Below are 15,424 nucleotides of genomic sequence, written 5' to 3'. Positions count from 1 at the left end.
ACACGATAAGGAGTGATACCATTGAAAAAGCAAAATGACCAAGTTCCAGAGGATAAAGTTGCACCTGGTATGGATGATGATTTTGAATTAAACCAAAAAGCAACAGATGAAGAAATTGAAAATGATGACTCAACAAAAGTTGTGACATTGTCGTATGATGAGGTAGATCCATCATAATTTTTAAGTGAAAAAAGGTTTGAAGGCTTATTTGAGCTTTCAAGCCTTTTTTATATGATGTTGCGAGTAGGGATAACATGATTTTACTTATCTATTACTTTAATAACTCAGCTTATTAACTAGCTTTTGAAAATAAAACTCAGAATTTAGCATCATTATTAAATAGTTAGCGCCTATTTTTACGGAAATAACCATACTAATAAGTAAATGTAAATTTACAAGATTGGTTTATTAACTTAAGATAAAGAGATAAATATCTATGTGATGAATGATCAATCCATGGAAGGGGAACATCATGAACGCCAGAACGAAAAGTATACAGAAAGAAAAACTTGAAGCTTTTCTTGATCAAAGTGAATTCTTCAATCAACCATTATTTGAGGAACATCCTGAAGGGTATTTTGCATTAAATTTAGAAGGAAGATTTGTTAAGGTAAACAAGGTTTGTGAAGAGCTAACTGAACATACAAAAGAAGAGCTGTATCAAATCACATATGAAGATCTTATTTGCGATAATAAAGAAAACATCACTTCCCTATTTAACAGGATTAAACAAGGAGATTTTCAGAAATACGAATGTACAATAAAAACAAAAAATCATCATGATCTTGATTTAGAAATTACAAATTCTCCGATTATAGTAGATAACGAGATAATTGGTGTTTATGGTATTGCAAAAGATATTACACAATTTAATCAACAAAAAATGTTTCTTGAGGAAAGTGAAAGATTGCATCGAAGCCTTGTAGAGCATTCGCCAGATGGTATTATCATTACACAGGACGATGAACTAGTTTATGCGAACAAAGAAGCTAGCTTGTTACTTGGAGCAGTAAGTAAGGAAAACGTCATTGGTAAAAATATATATGAGCTTTTCCCTAATAGCAAAGAGAAAATCATGGTGGAATTTATTGGGAATGCAGAAAAGGGAATGCCTTCATCACTGTACGAAGAAACATTAATTCAGTTTGATGGGTCAAAAATTGATGTTGAAATGAAGATCATTCCTACTATTTTTAGAGGTGCGAAAGCGATTTACTTTATTTTAAGAGATATAACAGAAAAGAAATTGAATCATGAATTGATGATTAATTCAGAGAAATTATCTGTTGCTGGACAATTAGCAGCAGGAATAGCACACGAAATTCGAAATCCGATTACAGCCATCAAAGGATTTTTGCAATTAATGGAGGGAGGAAATGATTATAGAAAAGAATTCTTTCCAGTGATTACAGCAGAAATTAATCGAATTGAGTTAATTTTGAGTGAGCTACTGGCACTTGCTAAACCTCAATTAGCTAATTATCAACATGAAGAAATCATTCAGATATTGCAGCATATCGTTGCATTAACGAAATCACAAGCCATTTTACATAATATTAGTATTGAAACACAATTTAACGGTAAACAAGCACATGTTTTTTGTGATGAAAATAAACTCAAACAAGTTTTTATTAATTATATTAAAAATGCCATTGAAGCAATGAAAGACGGAGGCACTATTACCATAACGGCTAAAGAGGAAAAGAATTATATTATTGTACAAGTTAAAGATGAGGGACCAGGAATACCAAAAGAAATAAGAGATAAAATCGGCACGCCTTTTTTTACAACAAAAGAAAATGGAACGGGATTAGGACTTATGGTCAGCAATGAGATTATTAAACACCATAAGGGCGAGGTGAAGGTTGATAGCTCTTCTGCAGGTACAACCATTACAGTCATTCTGCCAATCTCAAAGGCAATAGGAGTTTCCTGATAGAAAGAGGTTTACTTATGGAAATGCTAACAAAACGATTAAAATTAATTCCTTGTAGTGAAGAACTAGTAAGAAACGATGAAATAACAGGTGAACATATTTCACATTATCTACAGACTGTTTCCATTGATCCATCAATAGAAGGTTGGGGTGTTTGGCTGGTTTATTTACAACCAGAGGATAGGTTTATAGGAGATATTGGCTTTAAAGGCAAGCCACATCATGGTGTTGTAGAAGTAGGCTATGGAATACGTAAAGAAGCCCAAAATCAAGGATACGCAACAGAAGCAGTCGATGCTCTAATCAATTGGGCATTTCAAACTGGGCTAGTTAAGAAGGTAAAAGCGGAGTGCTTAAAGGATAATGAAGCGTCAATCAAGGTATTAAAAAAGGTCATAATGAATCAAACAGATGAAGATGAGCAAATGATGTATTGGGAGAGAGATTTAGAAAAGTAATTTAAAAATACCCAGATCTCTTTTTCAAAATGAGATCTGGGTATTTTTTAACAATCAGAGGGTGGAGTATCATGGTACTGTGGTGGTGCAGGACGTGGTACTGGTTTTGGTGCATGTGGCTGCGGATATTGTACATATTCAAATACACCTTTGCCATCCATACTAGGGCCACTCGCCCATCTTCCTTGAGCACTTTCTTCTCCTCTTGATAAATTCATAAATTTATATGAAAATTGCTGTGCCTCTAAATTCATTGGGAATGTGCTTGGAACTGTTTTACCTTCCTTAGCCTCTAATTCGGCAATTGCTGCCAACCATTGATTTTGATGCATGCGATCTCTAGCAATTAAGAATGAAAGCATATCTTTAACACCACGATCGTCTGTTGCTTCATATAATCGAACAGCTTGTAAGCGGCCTTGTGATTCAGCATTTAAGTTCGCGCGGAAATCTGCTAATAAGTTCCCACTGGCAATAATATAATTACCCATCCATGGAACACCTACACTGTTAACAGGTAGTGCACCAAGTCCAGAAACTATTGCATGCTGAGGATTCATTCCGCCAAGAATAGCTTCAATAACAGGATTCTTTGCTGCTTCTTCTTGTTCCTTTAAAGGTGCATTATCTAATAATCTCCCAATCATTGTTGCTAGCATTTCAATATGTGCAAGCTCTTCTGTACCAATATCTAAAATCATATCTTTGTATTTACCAGGACATCTTGTAGCCCAACCTTGAAATAAGTATTGCATGGCAACTGAGATTTCGCCAAATTGTCCGCCTAAAATTTCCTGAAGCTTTTTTGCATATACGGGATCTGGACGATCGGGTTTCGCGTTGTATTGAAGTTCCTTGATGTGAAAAAACATGAAGAAACCCTCCTCATAATTTTTTATTTTCGAACACGATATGTATATTTCACTAAACTAATTGTTATGACAAAATTTGTAGAAGTTTACTAGGACAACTCATGACTGCATATTGTTTAGAGAATAAAGTTCGGGAGGGTAAAGATGAAAACATATGAAGAAGCAGCCGCATTTGAACATCAATTTTGGCTACAAATTCTTGGAGATCATGCTCGTTTTATATTAGATTCATTAGCAGTTAAAGAAAAAGAAGCAATAGAACAAGCGATGAAGTATAAACAAGTATTTGATACATTATTGAAAAAGTCCAGAGGACTAGATGACTTATTAGCTTTAACATTGGAAGCAGAAGAGTACACAAAGGAATTCCGTCAGTTTAAGTTATCTTTAATCGAAAGGCATTTGATAGGTAAAATCACGATTCATCTCTCACCATCATTCTTAAATCATATGGTAAATGAGCTTGAGGAATACTTATTAGTACTGAGTTATTTAAAAAGACAAGAAAAACCACCAATTTTCCATGAGCTACATCATCATCTATTATGGCTGTTAGATGCTGCTGGTCACGCAGGAGCCATATCGGATACACTTGATCGTGCAGAAAAGCAGCTTAAACAAAAAAGTGATGTGTTCACGAAGGACTTTGAGGAATTTTATTTGAAGGCTGTTGAACTATCAGGATACTTACGAGCAAATGTAGATTCATTCCCAGCACTTACGAAAATGAATAATGATGTTGAACTTGAGATTGAATTGTTTAGAGGCTTTTTAGCTGAGATCGAAGAGATGGAGCTTACGAACAAGAATTTGAGCACGTTTTCTGCGTTAATGGCAGATCATATGATGAGAGAAGAGTGCTATTATTTAATGAAGGTTGCTGAAGCTGCTAACACAGAATTACCTTCGTGTGATCCGACAAAGCCGAGGCTTTCATTATAACGAGGCTGGGACATAAGTATTTGAGCAATTGATAAACTTGAATTATTAGGTGTAATTTCAATAAGTTTTTTGCTACTAATTTTTAGAAATAGTGGAATTGAGCGGAAGACACTCTACGGGAATAGAGGGAAGGCTGAGACCTAAGCAGGCTCAGCTTTCTCTTCGGTGAGTGGAGTGTCTGCAGTGCAATGGAACGAACTTGTTTTTTTAGCATAACTGATTAATAGAAAGCATCTTATAATGTATTTTAATATGGAATGAATTTAAGACCAATTGTTGAGCAAATAATCATTGATATAAATAATAACCGTTTCCATTCAGTAGATTCTCCTAAAAATAAGATACCGATTATGGCACTACCTACTGTACCAATTCCTGTCCAAACAGCATAAGCAGTTCCCATAGAGATGGTTTGCATTGCAAGTGAGAGGAATGAAAAACTAAGTATAAACCCAATAAGTATCATAAAGCTATTTCGTAATGATTTGCTTTTGTTAAACCTTGATATTGCTGCTACACCAAATATTTCACAGCATCCGGCTATTATGAGGAAAAGCCAATCCATGCTAAACACCTTCTCTCTTTGTTTGACCATCAGTTGTAACAAGCTTCAATCCGACTACTCCAGTAATGAGAATCGCACATAAACCTATTTTTAACCAATTTAATTCCGTTCCAAAAAATAGAATTTCTGAAATCACGGTACCTGCTGCACCTAAGCCAGTAAATACGGCATATGCTGTTGTTATTGGTAATTGACTTGTTGCTTTTATTAAAAGGTAAAAGCTTATCATGATCGCTAAAACTGTACCGCCCCATGCAGTTAAAGTGGTAGAGTATTTTAGCCCTGATACCCAACACACTTCAAAAAATGCAGCAATGTATATGATCAACCAATTTTTATTCATAGTGTGTGTTCACCTCTTTCGCGTTTTTCATAGATGTTTCTAATTTTTATTTCTTATAAGGTACATATCATTAACTGATCTTCTTAATTGAGATTAATCGATAACAAGTATAATTGATCTTCGCTTGAACCACCAAGTAAAAGGAATTTTGTCTAAAATTTAGATACTTAAACCTATTGTGTTAGAACATAGTATTGCTTTTTATATCATAGCCTTGATATGCTAATCAAGATGAGTGAAAAAGAACCATTTTTGAGGAGTAATACAATGATGAAAAAGGTATTTATATGTGTATTTAGTGCTATCTTAGTATTAGGTTTATTTCCATTTAGTAGTCAAGCTAATAAAGAGAATATAGAGGATATGGTTGAAAGCCATTCTGCCATTTTGCTAGATGCTGAAACAGGGCAAATACTATATGAGAAAAACAGCAAAGAAAAGCTCCCGCCTGCTAGTATAACGAAAATTGCCACCGCTATCTATGCAATCGAAAAAGGAAATTTAGATGATATTGTTACAGTTAGTGAAAATGCTAGAAATGCAGATGGAACACGTGTGTATTTAGAAGTTGGTGAAAAAGTTTCTTTGAATAAGCTAATTCAAGGGCTTTTACTTAATTCAGGAAATGATGCAGGTGTTGCGATAGCTGAGCATATGAGTGGATCTGTATCTAGCTTTGTGGAGGAATTTAATGAGTATTTAGCAACAGAGGTTGGTGTTGAACATACACATTTTATGAATCCACATGGGTTATTCGATCCAGAGCATGTAACAACTGCTGAGGATATGGCTAAAATTACAGCGTACGCTATGCAGAATGAAACGTTTAGAGAAATCTTTAACACAATTGAATTAAAATGGTCTGGAGAAGGCTGGAACACAACGATTATTAATCATCATATTATGGTGCGTGATCAATCATATGAGGGAATAACAGGTGGTAAAAACGGCTTTGTTGATGAATCAGGTTTTACACTTGTCACAACTGCGAGTAGAGGGGAATTAAGTTTGATAGCTGTTACATTAAATGCAAAAACTAGTAATCTAGCATATAATGATGCGGCTGCATTATTTGATTATGGATTCAATCATTTTGAAACTGATACCATACAAAGCAATGAGAAATTCACCTCTAGTGATCAAACAGTTTTTATAACGACAGAGAAGCTGAGTTATGTGAAAAAAATAGATGAAACAGTAACAAAGGATATTCTCTCAACAGGAGAACTTGTTGTAAAGGGGCAAGAAAATCAAATCATTCAATCCTTTAAGCTAGACAAGGTAAAAAGCGAAGAAGAAGATAAGCAAATGAAAAGTGAGGTTGTTTCATCACCAGAAATAAATGAAGAAAATACGAGTGTTGGCAAAAATCATTTAACATATATTGTACCTTTTTCGTTAGTAATCGCTTCTATTATCTCTATTTTCTTTTATTTTCAAGTAAGAAGAGTGTGAAAGTAGATTTTCCAACTTTTGCAATTAATAAATGTTTGCGATATAATTATCATCTAAGCTTCTATCATTCTATTAGAAAGAAGTGTTTATCATGAATCTAGGATTTAGTGAAGTACTATTGATTTTATTTGTTGCTTTATTACTATTTGGACCAAGTAAATTACCTGCATTAGGGAAAGCAGCAGGTAATACATTAAGAGAATTTAAAAACGCTACAAAGGGTCTTATGGAAGACGAAGATTCTTCATCAACGAAGAAATAAAAGTAACCTATATTGAGGCAGGCAAAGTGCCAATGTCTCTTTTTTTATGGACAAAAGTTGAAGGCGAAAAAATGTTTCACACCAAAACAGACAAACAAAATAGAAGTAATTGTTAATTTAAAGTAATTTAAAGCGTTCTTTTCCGCTCTTTGGAGAGAATAAGCGGTATTTTTGTTTTACGGACTCATACCTAAGTTGGTTGATAGAGTTCATTAATAATTTGGAAAGTGAACAACAAAGCTTAGCAGCGTAAATCCAAAAAATGTTTGGGAGGAAAAAATATGAATTTGCCAACTTTCAGTAGCAAATGGGACTTAGAAACACTTTTTAAAGGTGGAAGTCAATCTGAGGAATTTCTTATTTATCTTAAAGATATTTCAGTGAGTATCAATCAATTAAACCAAGCTACCTTAAAATGGCCTAACACATTTACATGTGAAGATGTTTCAATACTTGAAGATATTCTTGATAGCATGTCTAACAGTATCGTTAAACTAGAACAAGCAAATTCCTTTGTAGGATGTTTACAAGCACAAAATACAGCTGATACAGAAGCGAACATATTAAGAGCCAAAGTCACAGATCTTAATACAGATTTTTCAAAAGCTATTTTAAAAGTAGATCAGTTACTAGGTGATATCGAAGAAGGTACGTGGAAGCAAGTATTAAAGCAACCTGAACTCACAGATCTTACATACATACTAAATGAAATGAGAAATCAGTCTAAGGATAAATTATCTGTTGAAAAAGAACAGTTAATTCAGCAATTATCTGTCGATGGTTACATTGGTTGGGAACAGCTATATGATCTCCTTGTTTCAAAGGTGCAAATTCCTTTTACCGAAAATGGAGTCGAGAAAAGCTTATCTGTAGGTCAAGCATACAATAAGTTCTCTGATTCAAACCGCAAAGTGCGAAAAGAATTACTTGGAAAATGGGAAGCTGGATGGGGAAATCAAAAGGAATTATTTGCTGAAGCTTTGAACAGACTCTCAGGCTTTCGATTATCTGTTTATAAAGAAAGAGGCTGGGAAAATCCACTTAAAGAACCACTAGCTATAAATAGAATGAAAATGGAAACGCTTGATATGATGTGGCAGGTTATCTCAGAAAATAAACAGCCACTTATTGATTATATGAATCAAAAGGCTAAGGTATTAGAAGTAGAAAAACTAGGCTGGTATGATTTAGAGGCACCAATAGCCGAAGCGAATTCTGTTCTATCTTATCAAGAAGGTGCAGAATTTATAATAAAGCAATTCAGTAATTTTGGTCCGTTATTAACTAATTTTACAAAGAAAGCTTTTGAGAAGAATTGGATTGAAGCAGAAGACCGTCCTAATAAGGCACCAGGCGGTTTTTGTACAGGGTTACCTGATACGAATGAATCTAGAATTTTTATGACCTATTCTGGAACTCCATCAAATATTTCAACGCTTGCACATGAATTGGGTCATGCTTTCCATTCTTATGCAATGGAGGATGTTCATCCTTTAAATAGTGATTACGCGATGAATGTTGCTGAAACAGCATCAACTTTTGCGGAAATGATTGTAGCAGATGCTGCATTAAAGCACACAACTAATAAAGAAGAAAGACTAGCTTTACTTGATGATAAGCTGCAACGAAGTGTGGCCATGCTCATGAATATTCATTCACGCTTTTTATTTGAAACAGCTTTTTATGAAGAAAGAAAACAGGGGTATGTGTCAAGTGATCGGTTATCAGAACTCATGCTTAATGCACAAAAAGAGGGATACTCAGATTCACTAGAAGAATATCATCCTCTGTTTTGGGCGTCAAAGCTTCATTTCTTTATAACAGATGTACCTTTTTATAACTTCCCTTATACTTTTGGCTATCTATTTTCACTAGGAATATATGCAAATGCTCTTGAAGAGGGCCAAGATTTCGAAGAGAAATACATTGCACTTTTAAAGGATACAGGCTCAATGTCTGTTGAAGACCTAGCTATGAAGCACTTATCTGTGGATTTAACGAAGAAAGACTTCTGGGAAAAAGCTGTGAAGATGGCAACAAGTGATGTAGAAGAGTTTATTAGTCTTACGAATTGTTAATATTTCTTATTGCTTACTCTAAATTCCCTGTTAGAAACAATGTTTTTATCATATAAAGAGTACTATTCTATGACACAGCGTTTTCTTCATAAGTTAAAACAACAAAGTTTACGAAAGTCTTTATGAAAAAAAAGGTTTCTAAATGAATAAAAAAAGGAAAAGAATAGAAAATTAAATAAGAAGAGGTGGTTAACTTGAAGTTAGCAACAAAGATTATAATTGGGTTAATTTTAGGTGCAATTGTTGGCTTAATTCTAAATTTAGTATCACCTGATTTGTTTGCAACAATAAATACATTTTTATTTACCCCACTAGGACAAATCTTTTTAAATTTAATTAAAATGCTTGTTGTGCCAATTGTTTTCTTCTCTATTACACTTGGTGTAGCTGGCTTAGGAGATCCTAAAAAGCTTGGAAGAATGGGTCTAAAAACTATTTCTTTCTTCCTCATCACAACTGCAATTGCTATTATTATTGGACTATCTCTAGCTAGTATTATTCAACCAGGCAATATAGGAAGCTTTAATACAGAAGGTGTTGAATTTGAAGCAAAAGAAGCTCCATCTACAGTTGAGACTTTACTCAATATCATCCCATCTAATCCTATTGGAGCATTTGTAGAGGGAAATATGCTGCAGATTATTGCCTTTTCAATTTTCATTGGTATTGGTATTACGATGCTAGGTGAAAAAGCGAGCACATTACGAACGTTTGTTGAGCAAGGAAATAACTTAATGATGTATTTAGTTAATTTAGTTATGAAATTTGCGCCATATGGTACGTTTGGTTTAATCGCAACAGCTGTTGGAAGTCAAGGCTATTCAGCAATTAAAGCAATGGGTTTATATATGTTTGTTGTTATTTTAGCCTTGGTTATTCATGCTATTGTAACCTACGGATCGGCTGTCTATTTCCTTGCAAAATATAATCCGTTAACATTCTTCAAAAAGTTTTCACCAGCAATGACTGTTGCCTTTAGTACATCAAGTAGTAATGCAACATTACCAATTTCAATGGAAACAGCACAAAAGGAATTAAAAGTTCCAGAGCCAATTAGTAGCTTTGTTCAACCCCTTGGCGCAACAATTAATATGGATGGAACAGCGATTATGCAAGGTGTTGCAACTGTGTTTATTGCTCAAGTATATGGTGAAGCTCTAACAACGATGGAGCTTGTAACAGTTGTATTAACAGCTGTGTTAGCAAGTATCGGAACAGCTGGTGTTCCTGGTGTAGGGTTAATTCTACTCGCAATGGTATTAAGCTCGGTAGGTTTACCAGTAGCAGGAATCGGCTTAATTATAGGAATTGATCGTTTACTAGACATGGCACGTACTGCAGTAAACATCACTGGTGACGCGGCTTGTGCACTGATTGTGTCTGAAACTGAAAAGAAACATAGTGATGTAGCTGAGTCTAGATCATAAGTGATGAAAATGTTAGCCTGTTTTGAATGGGCTAACATTTTTTTGTTTGTTCAAATAGTAGTTTTTTGAAGACAGGTGTGTGGTGGGTGTATGTGTCGGATTTTGATGATTTATGTCTAATCGCTGATAAATTCCGATAATAGCCGATAAATCAGAATAATCGCTGATAAATTTCTAGAATCGCTGATAAATCTGAAAAATCGCCGATAAATCCTCAAAATTGAAGATAAAGCAACCAAGCTGCCACCCTAGTGCTTAAATATATTTAAACAAACGTTTGATTAATGCGTATATTAGTTGAGAAATATACAGATTGGTTGAGTAAATGATAAATGTAAGCGTATAAATGAATCTATTTGGACATATTTAGTGTTTTTAAAGGGAATTTACTCCTTTACTACATAAATAGTAGAGGAGTAAGATACATTCATAATCATTATTGCTCTTTAAGTATAAAAAGCTACATATAATTTCGGTAAATTGTCTTGAAAAAGAGCTACCAAAAAGAATAGATTGTTCAAAATCGCTTAATCCTATTAATAGGAGCGGAGGAACCACTTTGAATTCATAATATGATTCTTGGGGTGAATCAAACGATATGTTTGTAGGGCTACTCTCAATGGCCCAAATCCGACAGCTAACTTCGTAAGCGTTAGAGGGAATGAACTTGTGATCAAATTAGTCACAGGAGTACATTGGACCTCTGTGTCTTTTTTTGTTATCAAAAAGTTGATATTACTACGAAAACGTTCAGTTTATGAATGGAAAGAAGGAAAATAGCGTGAAAAAGCAATTTGCTGTATTTGGCTTAGGCCGTTTTGGTGGAAGTTTAGTAAAAGAGTTTTATGAGTTGGGGATAGAAGTGCTAGCTATTGATGTGAGTGAGGAGAAAATCCAGCAATTTGCGGCATATGCTACACATGCTGTAAAAGCTAATGCTCTTGATGAGACAATATTAAAACAGCTAGGAGTCAGAAATGTTGATCATGCATTCGTCTCTTTTGGTGATAATATTGAAGCTAGTATCTTAACTTCTTTATTACTAATAGAACTAGGTGTACCACAAGTTTGGGCAAAAGCACAAAATGATTATCACCAAAAAGTTCTGGAGAAGATTGGGGTTAATCGAGTAATACATCCGGAACGGGATATGGCAAAAAGAATTGCTCATCACATCATATCTGAGAAGATGATCGATTATATTGAACTCTCGAAGGAATATAGCATGGTAGAGGTTGTTGCAACGAAGAAATTAAACAATAAATCATTATTTGATTTAGATATTAGATCACGATATGGCTGTAATATTGTTGGAATACAGCGTGGTGAAGAAATAAGTGTTTCTCCAGGTGCTGATGAAAAAATCAGCATCGGTGATGTTTTATTAATTATTGGGAAAAACAAAGATATTATACGGTTTGAAGAAAATGGAATGTAGGATATGAAATCTAAAAGATTTATTAATCTAACTCCATCTCAGCTGCTTGTTTTAGTGTTCGTTGTTTCTATAACAATAGGTACAGGTTTACTAAAATTACCTTTTGCGACAACTGTACCAATCAAATGGGTTGATGCTTTATTTATTGCAACCTCTGCAATGACAGTTACTGGCTTAGCAACAGTTGATCCTGGAACAACATTTACTGTTTATGGACAACTCATTATTGCTATTTTAATTCAAGTCGGTGGCTTAGGAATTATGTCATTTGCCGTATTAATTTTCCTTGTTTTAGGAAAGAAAATTGGACTGAAAGAACGAATTTTAATTCAACATGCCTTAAATCAAACCTCTTTAGGTGGAATAATCAAGCTTGTAAAGTACTTATTTATATTTTCAATAACGATCGAAACGTTAGCAATGATCTTTTTAGCTATACGATGGGTCCCTGAATTTGGATGGTCTCAAGGCTTATTCTACAGCTTTTTTCATGCAATCTCAGCTTTCAATAATGCCGGAATTGCCCTTTGGCCAGATAATTTGATTCGTTATGTAGGAGATCCGCTAATCAATATTGTGATGTCTTCATTATTTATTATTGGTGGAATTGGGTTTACTGTCCTTGTTGATATATGGCATAAAAGAAGCTTTCGTAGGTTATCTTTGCATACAAAGTTGATGCTAGTTGGAACCTTGGTCATTAACGTGGTAGCTATGTTCTTTATCTTTGTTGTTGAATATAGTAACCCGAATACATTAGGAAGTTTACCTCTTGGTGACAAGCTTTGGGCTTCTTATTTTCAAGCAGTCTCACCAAGAACTGCTGGCTTTAATACGATTGATATAGGTAGCTTAGATGAAACAAGCATCTTTTTTATCGTAATATTAATGTTTATAGGAGCTGGTAGTGGATCAACAGGTGGCGGTATTAAACTGACAACTGCGATAGTTATTGGTTTGGCCACAATAACCTTTTTAAAAGGAAAGAGCGAGGTTGTGGTATCTCGTCGAACCATTCATTACACAACAATTGTCAAAGCACTAGCCATCTCAATGATTAGTGTTGTGTTTGTGATTATCTCCATTCTTTTACTAAATGTGACGGAAAAACAAGCGTCATTTCTTGATATTATGTTTGAAGTTGTATCTGCATTTGGTACTGTTGGACTTTCAACCGGTATAACAGGTGATTTAACAACTATAGGAAAACAATTATTAATTTTTATTATGTTTGTAGGCAAATTAGGTCCTTTAACATTAATGTTTTCTTTAGCTAAACCATCTAAAGAAAAAATTCGATATCCACAGGAGGATATTTTAACTGGTTAAGTTAGGAAAAGCTTTCATATAGGCCGGCTAAACAGGTGAATAACTTGTAGCCGGCTTTTATAGAGGCTCTTTTCTAAAAAGATTGTTGCTATGTAACCAAAATTTGCAGTATAAACAGTGTATTTTCGCATAAACGCTACTATTTTATGAAAAAAAGGTGCCACTATACTTAATACAATGCTGATTTCTTCCGGTATTTATAAGCAACAAAATTTGCGAAAAGAGCCTTTTTAGATCGAATTGAATGGTCATTTTTACAAATGAGCTAAAAATAAAGAACTTAACAATCCAAGAGATGCAATAAAACCAACAATGGCTCCACCTTCTTCAAACGCTTCAGGCATCATTGTGGATGCAACCATTGAAATGATTCCTCCGGCAGCAAATGCTGAAATAAAGGAGATAATTGCAACAGAAGTATTTTGTAAGAAAGTAAATCCTAATAATGAACTTACAGAAGCGAGTAAAACAACAATTATCCACATGATTAAGATTGTTCTTTTGCTATATCCATCTTTTTTTAATCCCACCGTACTTGATAGACCTTCAGGAAAGTTACTAATAAATACGGCGACCACCATTAAATAACTAACAGATCCTTTGTTAAGTAAGCTAACACCAATGATGATGGATTCCGGAATTGCATCAATGATCGTACCAATAAAAATGGAGAGACCTGACGAACTTTCATTACTTTTTTTAGATCTTTTTCGATTTTTACCACCTTTATATGAAATGAATACCTCAGATATCGTGAATAGTAATGCACCTGATAAAAAACCAATTGATGTAGCGGTGAGGCCACCTTGATCAACGGCCTCTGTTAATAATTCAAAAGAAGCTGCTCCAAGCAACACACCTGTACCAAAAGACATAATAAGTCCAGTAACCTTTTTAGGTAAAGTTGTATACAATCCAAGAAGAGCTCCTATTAAGATAGATGAACCAGCAAAAGCTCCCCATAGTGCTGCTTGTATCAAAAAAACTCAACTCCTAAACAATTTTATATAAGTTAGTGTTAGCTTTTTGTTCACTAAGCACAGGCTTAAATTTGCAAAAAATGCAATTCATTTGAGTCGTTACTTATTTTTCCCTTAATGAAAAAGAAAAAACTTAAGCAAAGAAAAAAACCCGGCAAGAAGCCGAGTTTTCCATTAATTATTCAGATAGCTTTGTCTCAATATCATCTAAAAGAAGATTAGCTGCGATAACTCCGCCAGCGGTGTTCCAAATAGAATCATCTACTTTATAAGCTTTTCCTGCTTTTACAACCTCAAGATTTTGCCAAAGAGGATCTTTTGTCCATTCTTCTTCAGTTTTAGTTGCTTCTTGATCTTCAGGAGTTGTATATGTGAAGTAGAACAAAAGATCTCCATCCATTTGAGGGATAACCTCTTTTCCAACTTCTCGAGCAAATAAATTTTCTGGATCATCAGAGAATAACTCCTCTAACGAGCTTGGACGGCTAAAGCCTAATTTTTCAAGAATGACACCTGAGAAGGAATCTTTATAATAGATTCTAGTTGTACCAGCCATAAAACGCACAACCTGTACATCTTGATTTACTTTATCACCAGCTGCTTCTTTTATTTCAGTAATACGTTTCTCAAAATCATCAATAACTTTATTACCTTCGTCTTTACGGTTTAATGCTTCTGCATATATTTTATAGTTTTCTTGCCATTCACCTTTTAACGTTTCAGAAAAAACAGTTGGTGCAATTTTACTTAGCTGCTCATATACTTTTTCTTGTCGTAGCTTGTTACCAATAATAAGATCTGGTTGTAGCTTAGCAATGGCCTCGATATTTACATCGCTTTCTGTTCCAACAACTTGAACATCCTTCATATCTTCTGTAATATGCTCATACCAAGGATCTCCAGACCAAGATTGAACAGCACCAACAGGAGTTACTCCCATTGATAATAGTGCTTCTGTTCCTTCGTTTGTTAAAATAACCACTTTTTCAGGAGTTCCTTTAATTTCTGTTGAACCCATTGCATGCTCAATTGTGTATGCTTCAGCTGGAGCTTCATTTGTACCATCTGTTGCATCTTTTGTACTTTCTTTAGTGTTGCTTCCACAAGCTGCAAGTACTAGCATTGTAATACTCATTAAAAATAATGTTAACCATGACTTTTTATTTGTAGTCATCATGTTCTTACCCCCAAGATAGTGTGATAAACGTTTTCATTTCTAAGCTAAATGATAATCGTTATCAAACTTGTTGTCAATATTTAATTGAAAACGATTTTCAATTTCATGATAATTTGATAGAATGAACGAAGAAATAAGTTGATGCAGATATATGAGGAGAAG

General features: G+C 34.4%; 15 protein-coding genes and 1 riboswitch. Of the genes, 10 read left to right on the top strand and 5 right to left on the bottom strand.

What is annotated here, in order from left to right:
* Positions 1-21 precede the first annotated feature (21 nt).
* The 3 genes from JOC75_RS18995 (at position 22) to JOC75_RS18985 (ending at position 2,394) form a co-directional block, all read left to right on the top strand.
* Positions 22-177, top strand: a complete 156-nt coding sequence (locus JOC75_RS18995; protein ID WP_204955732.1) for a hypothetical protein — start codon at positions 22-24, stop codon at positions 175-177.
* 295 nt (positions 178-472) lie between these two features.
* Positions 473-1,936, top strand: a complete 1,464-nt coding sequence (locus JOC75_RS18990) for a PAS domain-containing sensor histidine kinase (protein WP_204955564.1) — start codon at positions 473-475, stop codon at positions 1,934-1,936.
* 17 nt (positions 1,937-1,953) lie between these two features.
* Positions 1,954-2,394: a GNAT family N-acetyltransferase gene (locus tag JOC75_RS18985; protein WP_204955563.1), complete on the top strand. Its 441-nt coding sequence runs from the start codon at positions 1,954-1,956 to the stop codon at positions 2,392-2,394.
* Positions 2,395-2,441: 47 nt separating this feature from the next.
* On the opposite strand, the gene JOC75_RS18980 is transcribed toward JOC75_RS18985, so the two are convergent.
* Complete coding sequence (locus JOC75_RS18980) at positions 2,442-3,266, bottom strand: manganese catalase (RefSeq protein ID WP_146947950.1); 825 nt, start codon at positions 3,264-3,266, stop codon at positions 2,442-2,444.
* A gap of 144 nt (positions 3,267-3,410) precedes the next feature.
* Here JOC75_RS18980 and JOC75_RS18975 point away from each other — a divergent pair, with 144 nt between their 5' ends.
* A complete protein-coding gene (locus JOC75_RS18975) occupies positions 3,411-4,208 on the top strand; it encodes a DUF2935 domain-containing protein (protein ID WP_204955562.1) in 798 nt (265 codons plus the stop codon).
* 247 nt (positions 4,209-4,455) lie between these two features.
* Here JOC75_RS18975 and JOC75_RS18970 read toward each other — a convergent pair whose 3' ends face one another.
* Together JOC75_RS18970 and JOC75_RS18965 are read right to left on the bottom strand one after the other, a co-directional pair.
* Positions 4,456-4,773: a DMT family transporter gene (locus tag JOC75_RS18970; RefSeq protein WP_204955561.1), complete on the bottom strand. Its 318-nt coding sequence runs from the start codon at positions 4,771-4,773 to the stop codon at positions 4,456-4,458.
* A gap of 1 nt (position 4,774) precedes the next feature.
* A complete protein-coding gene (locus JOC75_RS18965) occupies positions 4,775-5,116 on the bottom strand; it encodes a DMT family transporter (protein ID WP_204955560.1) in 342 nt (113 codons plus the stop codon).
* 267 nt (positions 5,117-5,383) lie between these two features.
* Between JOC75_RS18965 and JOC75_RS18960 the strand changes: the two genes are divergently transcribed.
* The 6 genes from JOC75_RS18960 to JOC75_RS18935 all read left to right on the top strand — a co-directional run bounded on the left by JOC75_RS18960 (position 5,384) and on the right by JOC75_RS18935 (position 13,105).
* Positions 5,384-6,571 carry a D-alanyl-D-alanine carboxypeptidase family protein gene (locus JOC75_RS18960; protein WP_239589580.1) on the top strand — a complete coding sequence of 396 codons (1,188 nt, stop codon included), beginning with the start codon at positions 5,384-5,386 and terminating at the stop codon, positions 6,569-6,571.
* Between the two features lie 91 nt (positions 6,572-6,662).
* Positions 6,663-6,833, top strand: coding sequence for a twin-arginine translocase TatA/TatE family subunit (gene tatA, locus JOC75_RS18955; RefSeq protein ID WP_204955559.1), 171 nt, complete (start codon positions 6,663-6,665; stop codon positions 6,831-6,833).
* 281 nt (positions 6,834-7,114) lie between these two features.
* Complete coding sequence (locus JOC75_RS18950) at positions 7,115-8,911, top strand: M3 family oligoendopeptidase (protein ID WP_204955558.1); 1,797 nt, start codon at positions 7,115-7,117, stop codon at positions 8,909-8,911.
* A gap of 194 nt (positions 8,912-9,105) precedes the next feature.
* Complete coding sequence (locus JOC75_RS18945; RefSeq protein WP_204955557.1) at positions 9,106-10,338, top strand: dicarboxylate/amino acid:cation symporter; 1,233 nt, start codon at positions 9,106-9,108, stop codon at positions 10,336-10,338.
* A gap of 514 nt (positions 10,339-10,852) precedes the next feature.
* A riboswitch (cyclic di-AMP (ydaO/yuaA leader) is annotated at positions 10,853-11,005 on the top strand.
* Between the two features lie 114 nt (positions 11,006-11,119).
* On the top strand, positions 11,120-11,776 hold the full coding sequence (locus JOC75_RS18940; protein WP_146947966.1) for a potassium channel family protein: 657 nt from the start codon (positions 11,120-11,122) through the stop codon (positions 11,774-11,776).
* A gap of 3 nt (positions 11,777-11,779) precedes the next feature.
* Positions 11,780-13,105, top strand: a complete 1,326-nt coding sequence (locus tag JOC75_RS18935) for a TrkH family potassium uptake protein (protein WP_204955556.1) — start codon at positions 11,780-11,782, stop codon at positions 13,103-13,105.
* Between the two features lie 254 nt (positions 13,106-13,359).
* Here the strand turns inward: JOC75_RS18935 and JOC75_RS18930 are convergent, their stop codons facing one another.
* Both JOC75_RS18930 and JOC75_RS18925 read right to left on the bottom strand, forming a co-directional pair.
* Positions 13,360-14,085 carry a ZIP family metal transporter gene (locus JOC75_RS18930; protein WP_204955555.1) on the bottom strand — a complete coding sequence of 242 codons (726 nt, stop codon included), beginning with the start codon at positions 14,083-14,085 and terminating at the stop codon, positions 13,360-13,362.
* A 178-nt stretch (positions 14,086-14,263) separates the two neighbouring features.
* Positions 14,264-15,259: an ABC transporter substrate-binding protein gene (locus tag JOC75_RS18925; RefSeq protein WP_204955723.1), complete on the bottom strand. Its 996-nt coding sequence runs from the start codon at positions 15,257-15,259 to the stop codon at positions 14,264-14,266.
* Between the last annotated feature and the right edge of the window lie 165 nt (positions 15,260-15,424).

Source organism: Metabacillus crassostreae, from assembly GCF_016908395.1.
Taxonomy (GTDB): Bacteria; Bacillota; Bacilli; order Bacillales; family Bacillaceae; genus Metabacillus; species Metabacillus crassostreae.
This window is presented reverse-complemented; position numbering and strand designations above follow the sequence as displayed.

Bases quoted from the DNA above. Each gene is read 5' to 3' on its own strand.
- JOC75_RS18990 (WP_204955564.1), top strand. From the start codon at position 473: ATGAACGCCAGAACGAAAAGTATACAGAAAGAAAAACTTGAAGCTTTT.
- JOC75_RS18985 (WP_204955563.1), top strand. From the start codon at position 1,954: ATGGAAATGCTAACAAAACGATTAAAATTAATTCCTTGTAGTGAAGAA.
- JOC75_RS18980 (WP_146947950.1), bottom strand. From the start codon at position 3,266: ATGTTTTTTCACATCAAGGAACTTCAATACAACGCGAAACCCGATCGT.
- JOC75_RS18975 (WP_204955562.1), top strand. From the start codon at position 3,411: ATGAAAACATATGAAGAAGCAGCCGCATTTGAACATCAATTTTGGCTA.
- JOC75_RS18970 (WP_204955561.1), bottom strand. From the start codon at position 4,773: ATGGATTGGCTTTTCCTCATAATAGCCGGATGCTGTGAAATATTTGGT.
- JOC75_RS18965 (WP_204955560.1), bottom strand. From the start codon at position 5,116: ATGAATAAAAATTGGTTGATCATATACATTGCTGCATTTTTTGAAGTG.
- JOC75_RS18960 (WP_239589580.1), top strand. From the start codon at position 5,384: ATGATGAAAAAGGTATTTATATGTGTATTTAGTGCTATCTTAGTATTA.
- tatA (WP_204955559.1), top strand. From the start codon at position 6,663: ATGAATCTAGGATTTAGTGAAGTACTATTGATTTTATTTGTTGCTTTA.
- JOC75_RS18950 (WP_204955558.1), top strand. From the start codon at position 7,115: ATGAATTTGCCAACTTTCAGTAGCAAATGGGACTTAGAAACACTTTTT.
- JOC75_RS18935 (WP_204955556.1), top strand. From the start codon at position 11,780: ATGAAATCTAAAAGATTTATTAATCTAACTCCATCTCAGCTGCTTGTT.
- JOC75_RS18925 (WP_204955723.1), bottom strand. From the start codon at position 15,259: ATGACTACAAATAAAAAGTCATGGTTAACATTATTTTTAATGAGTATT.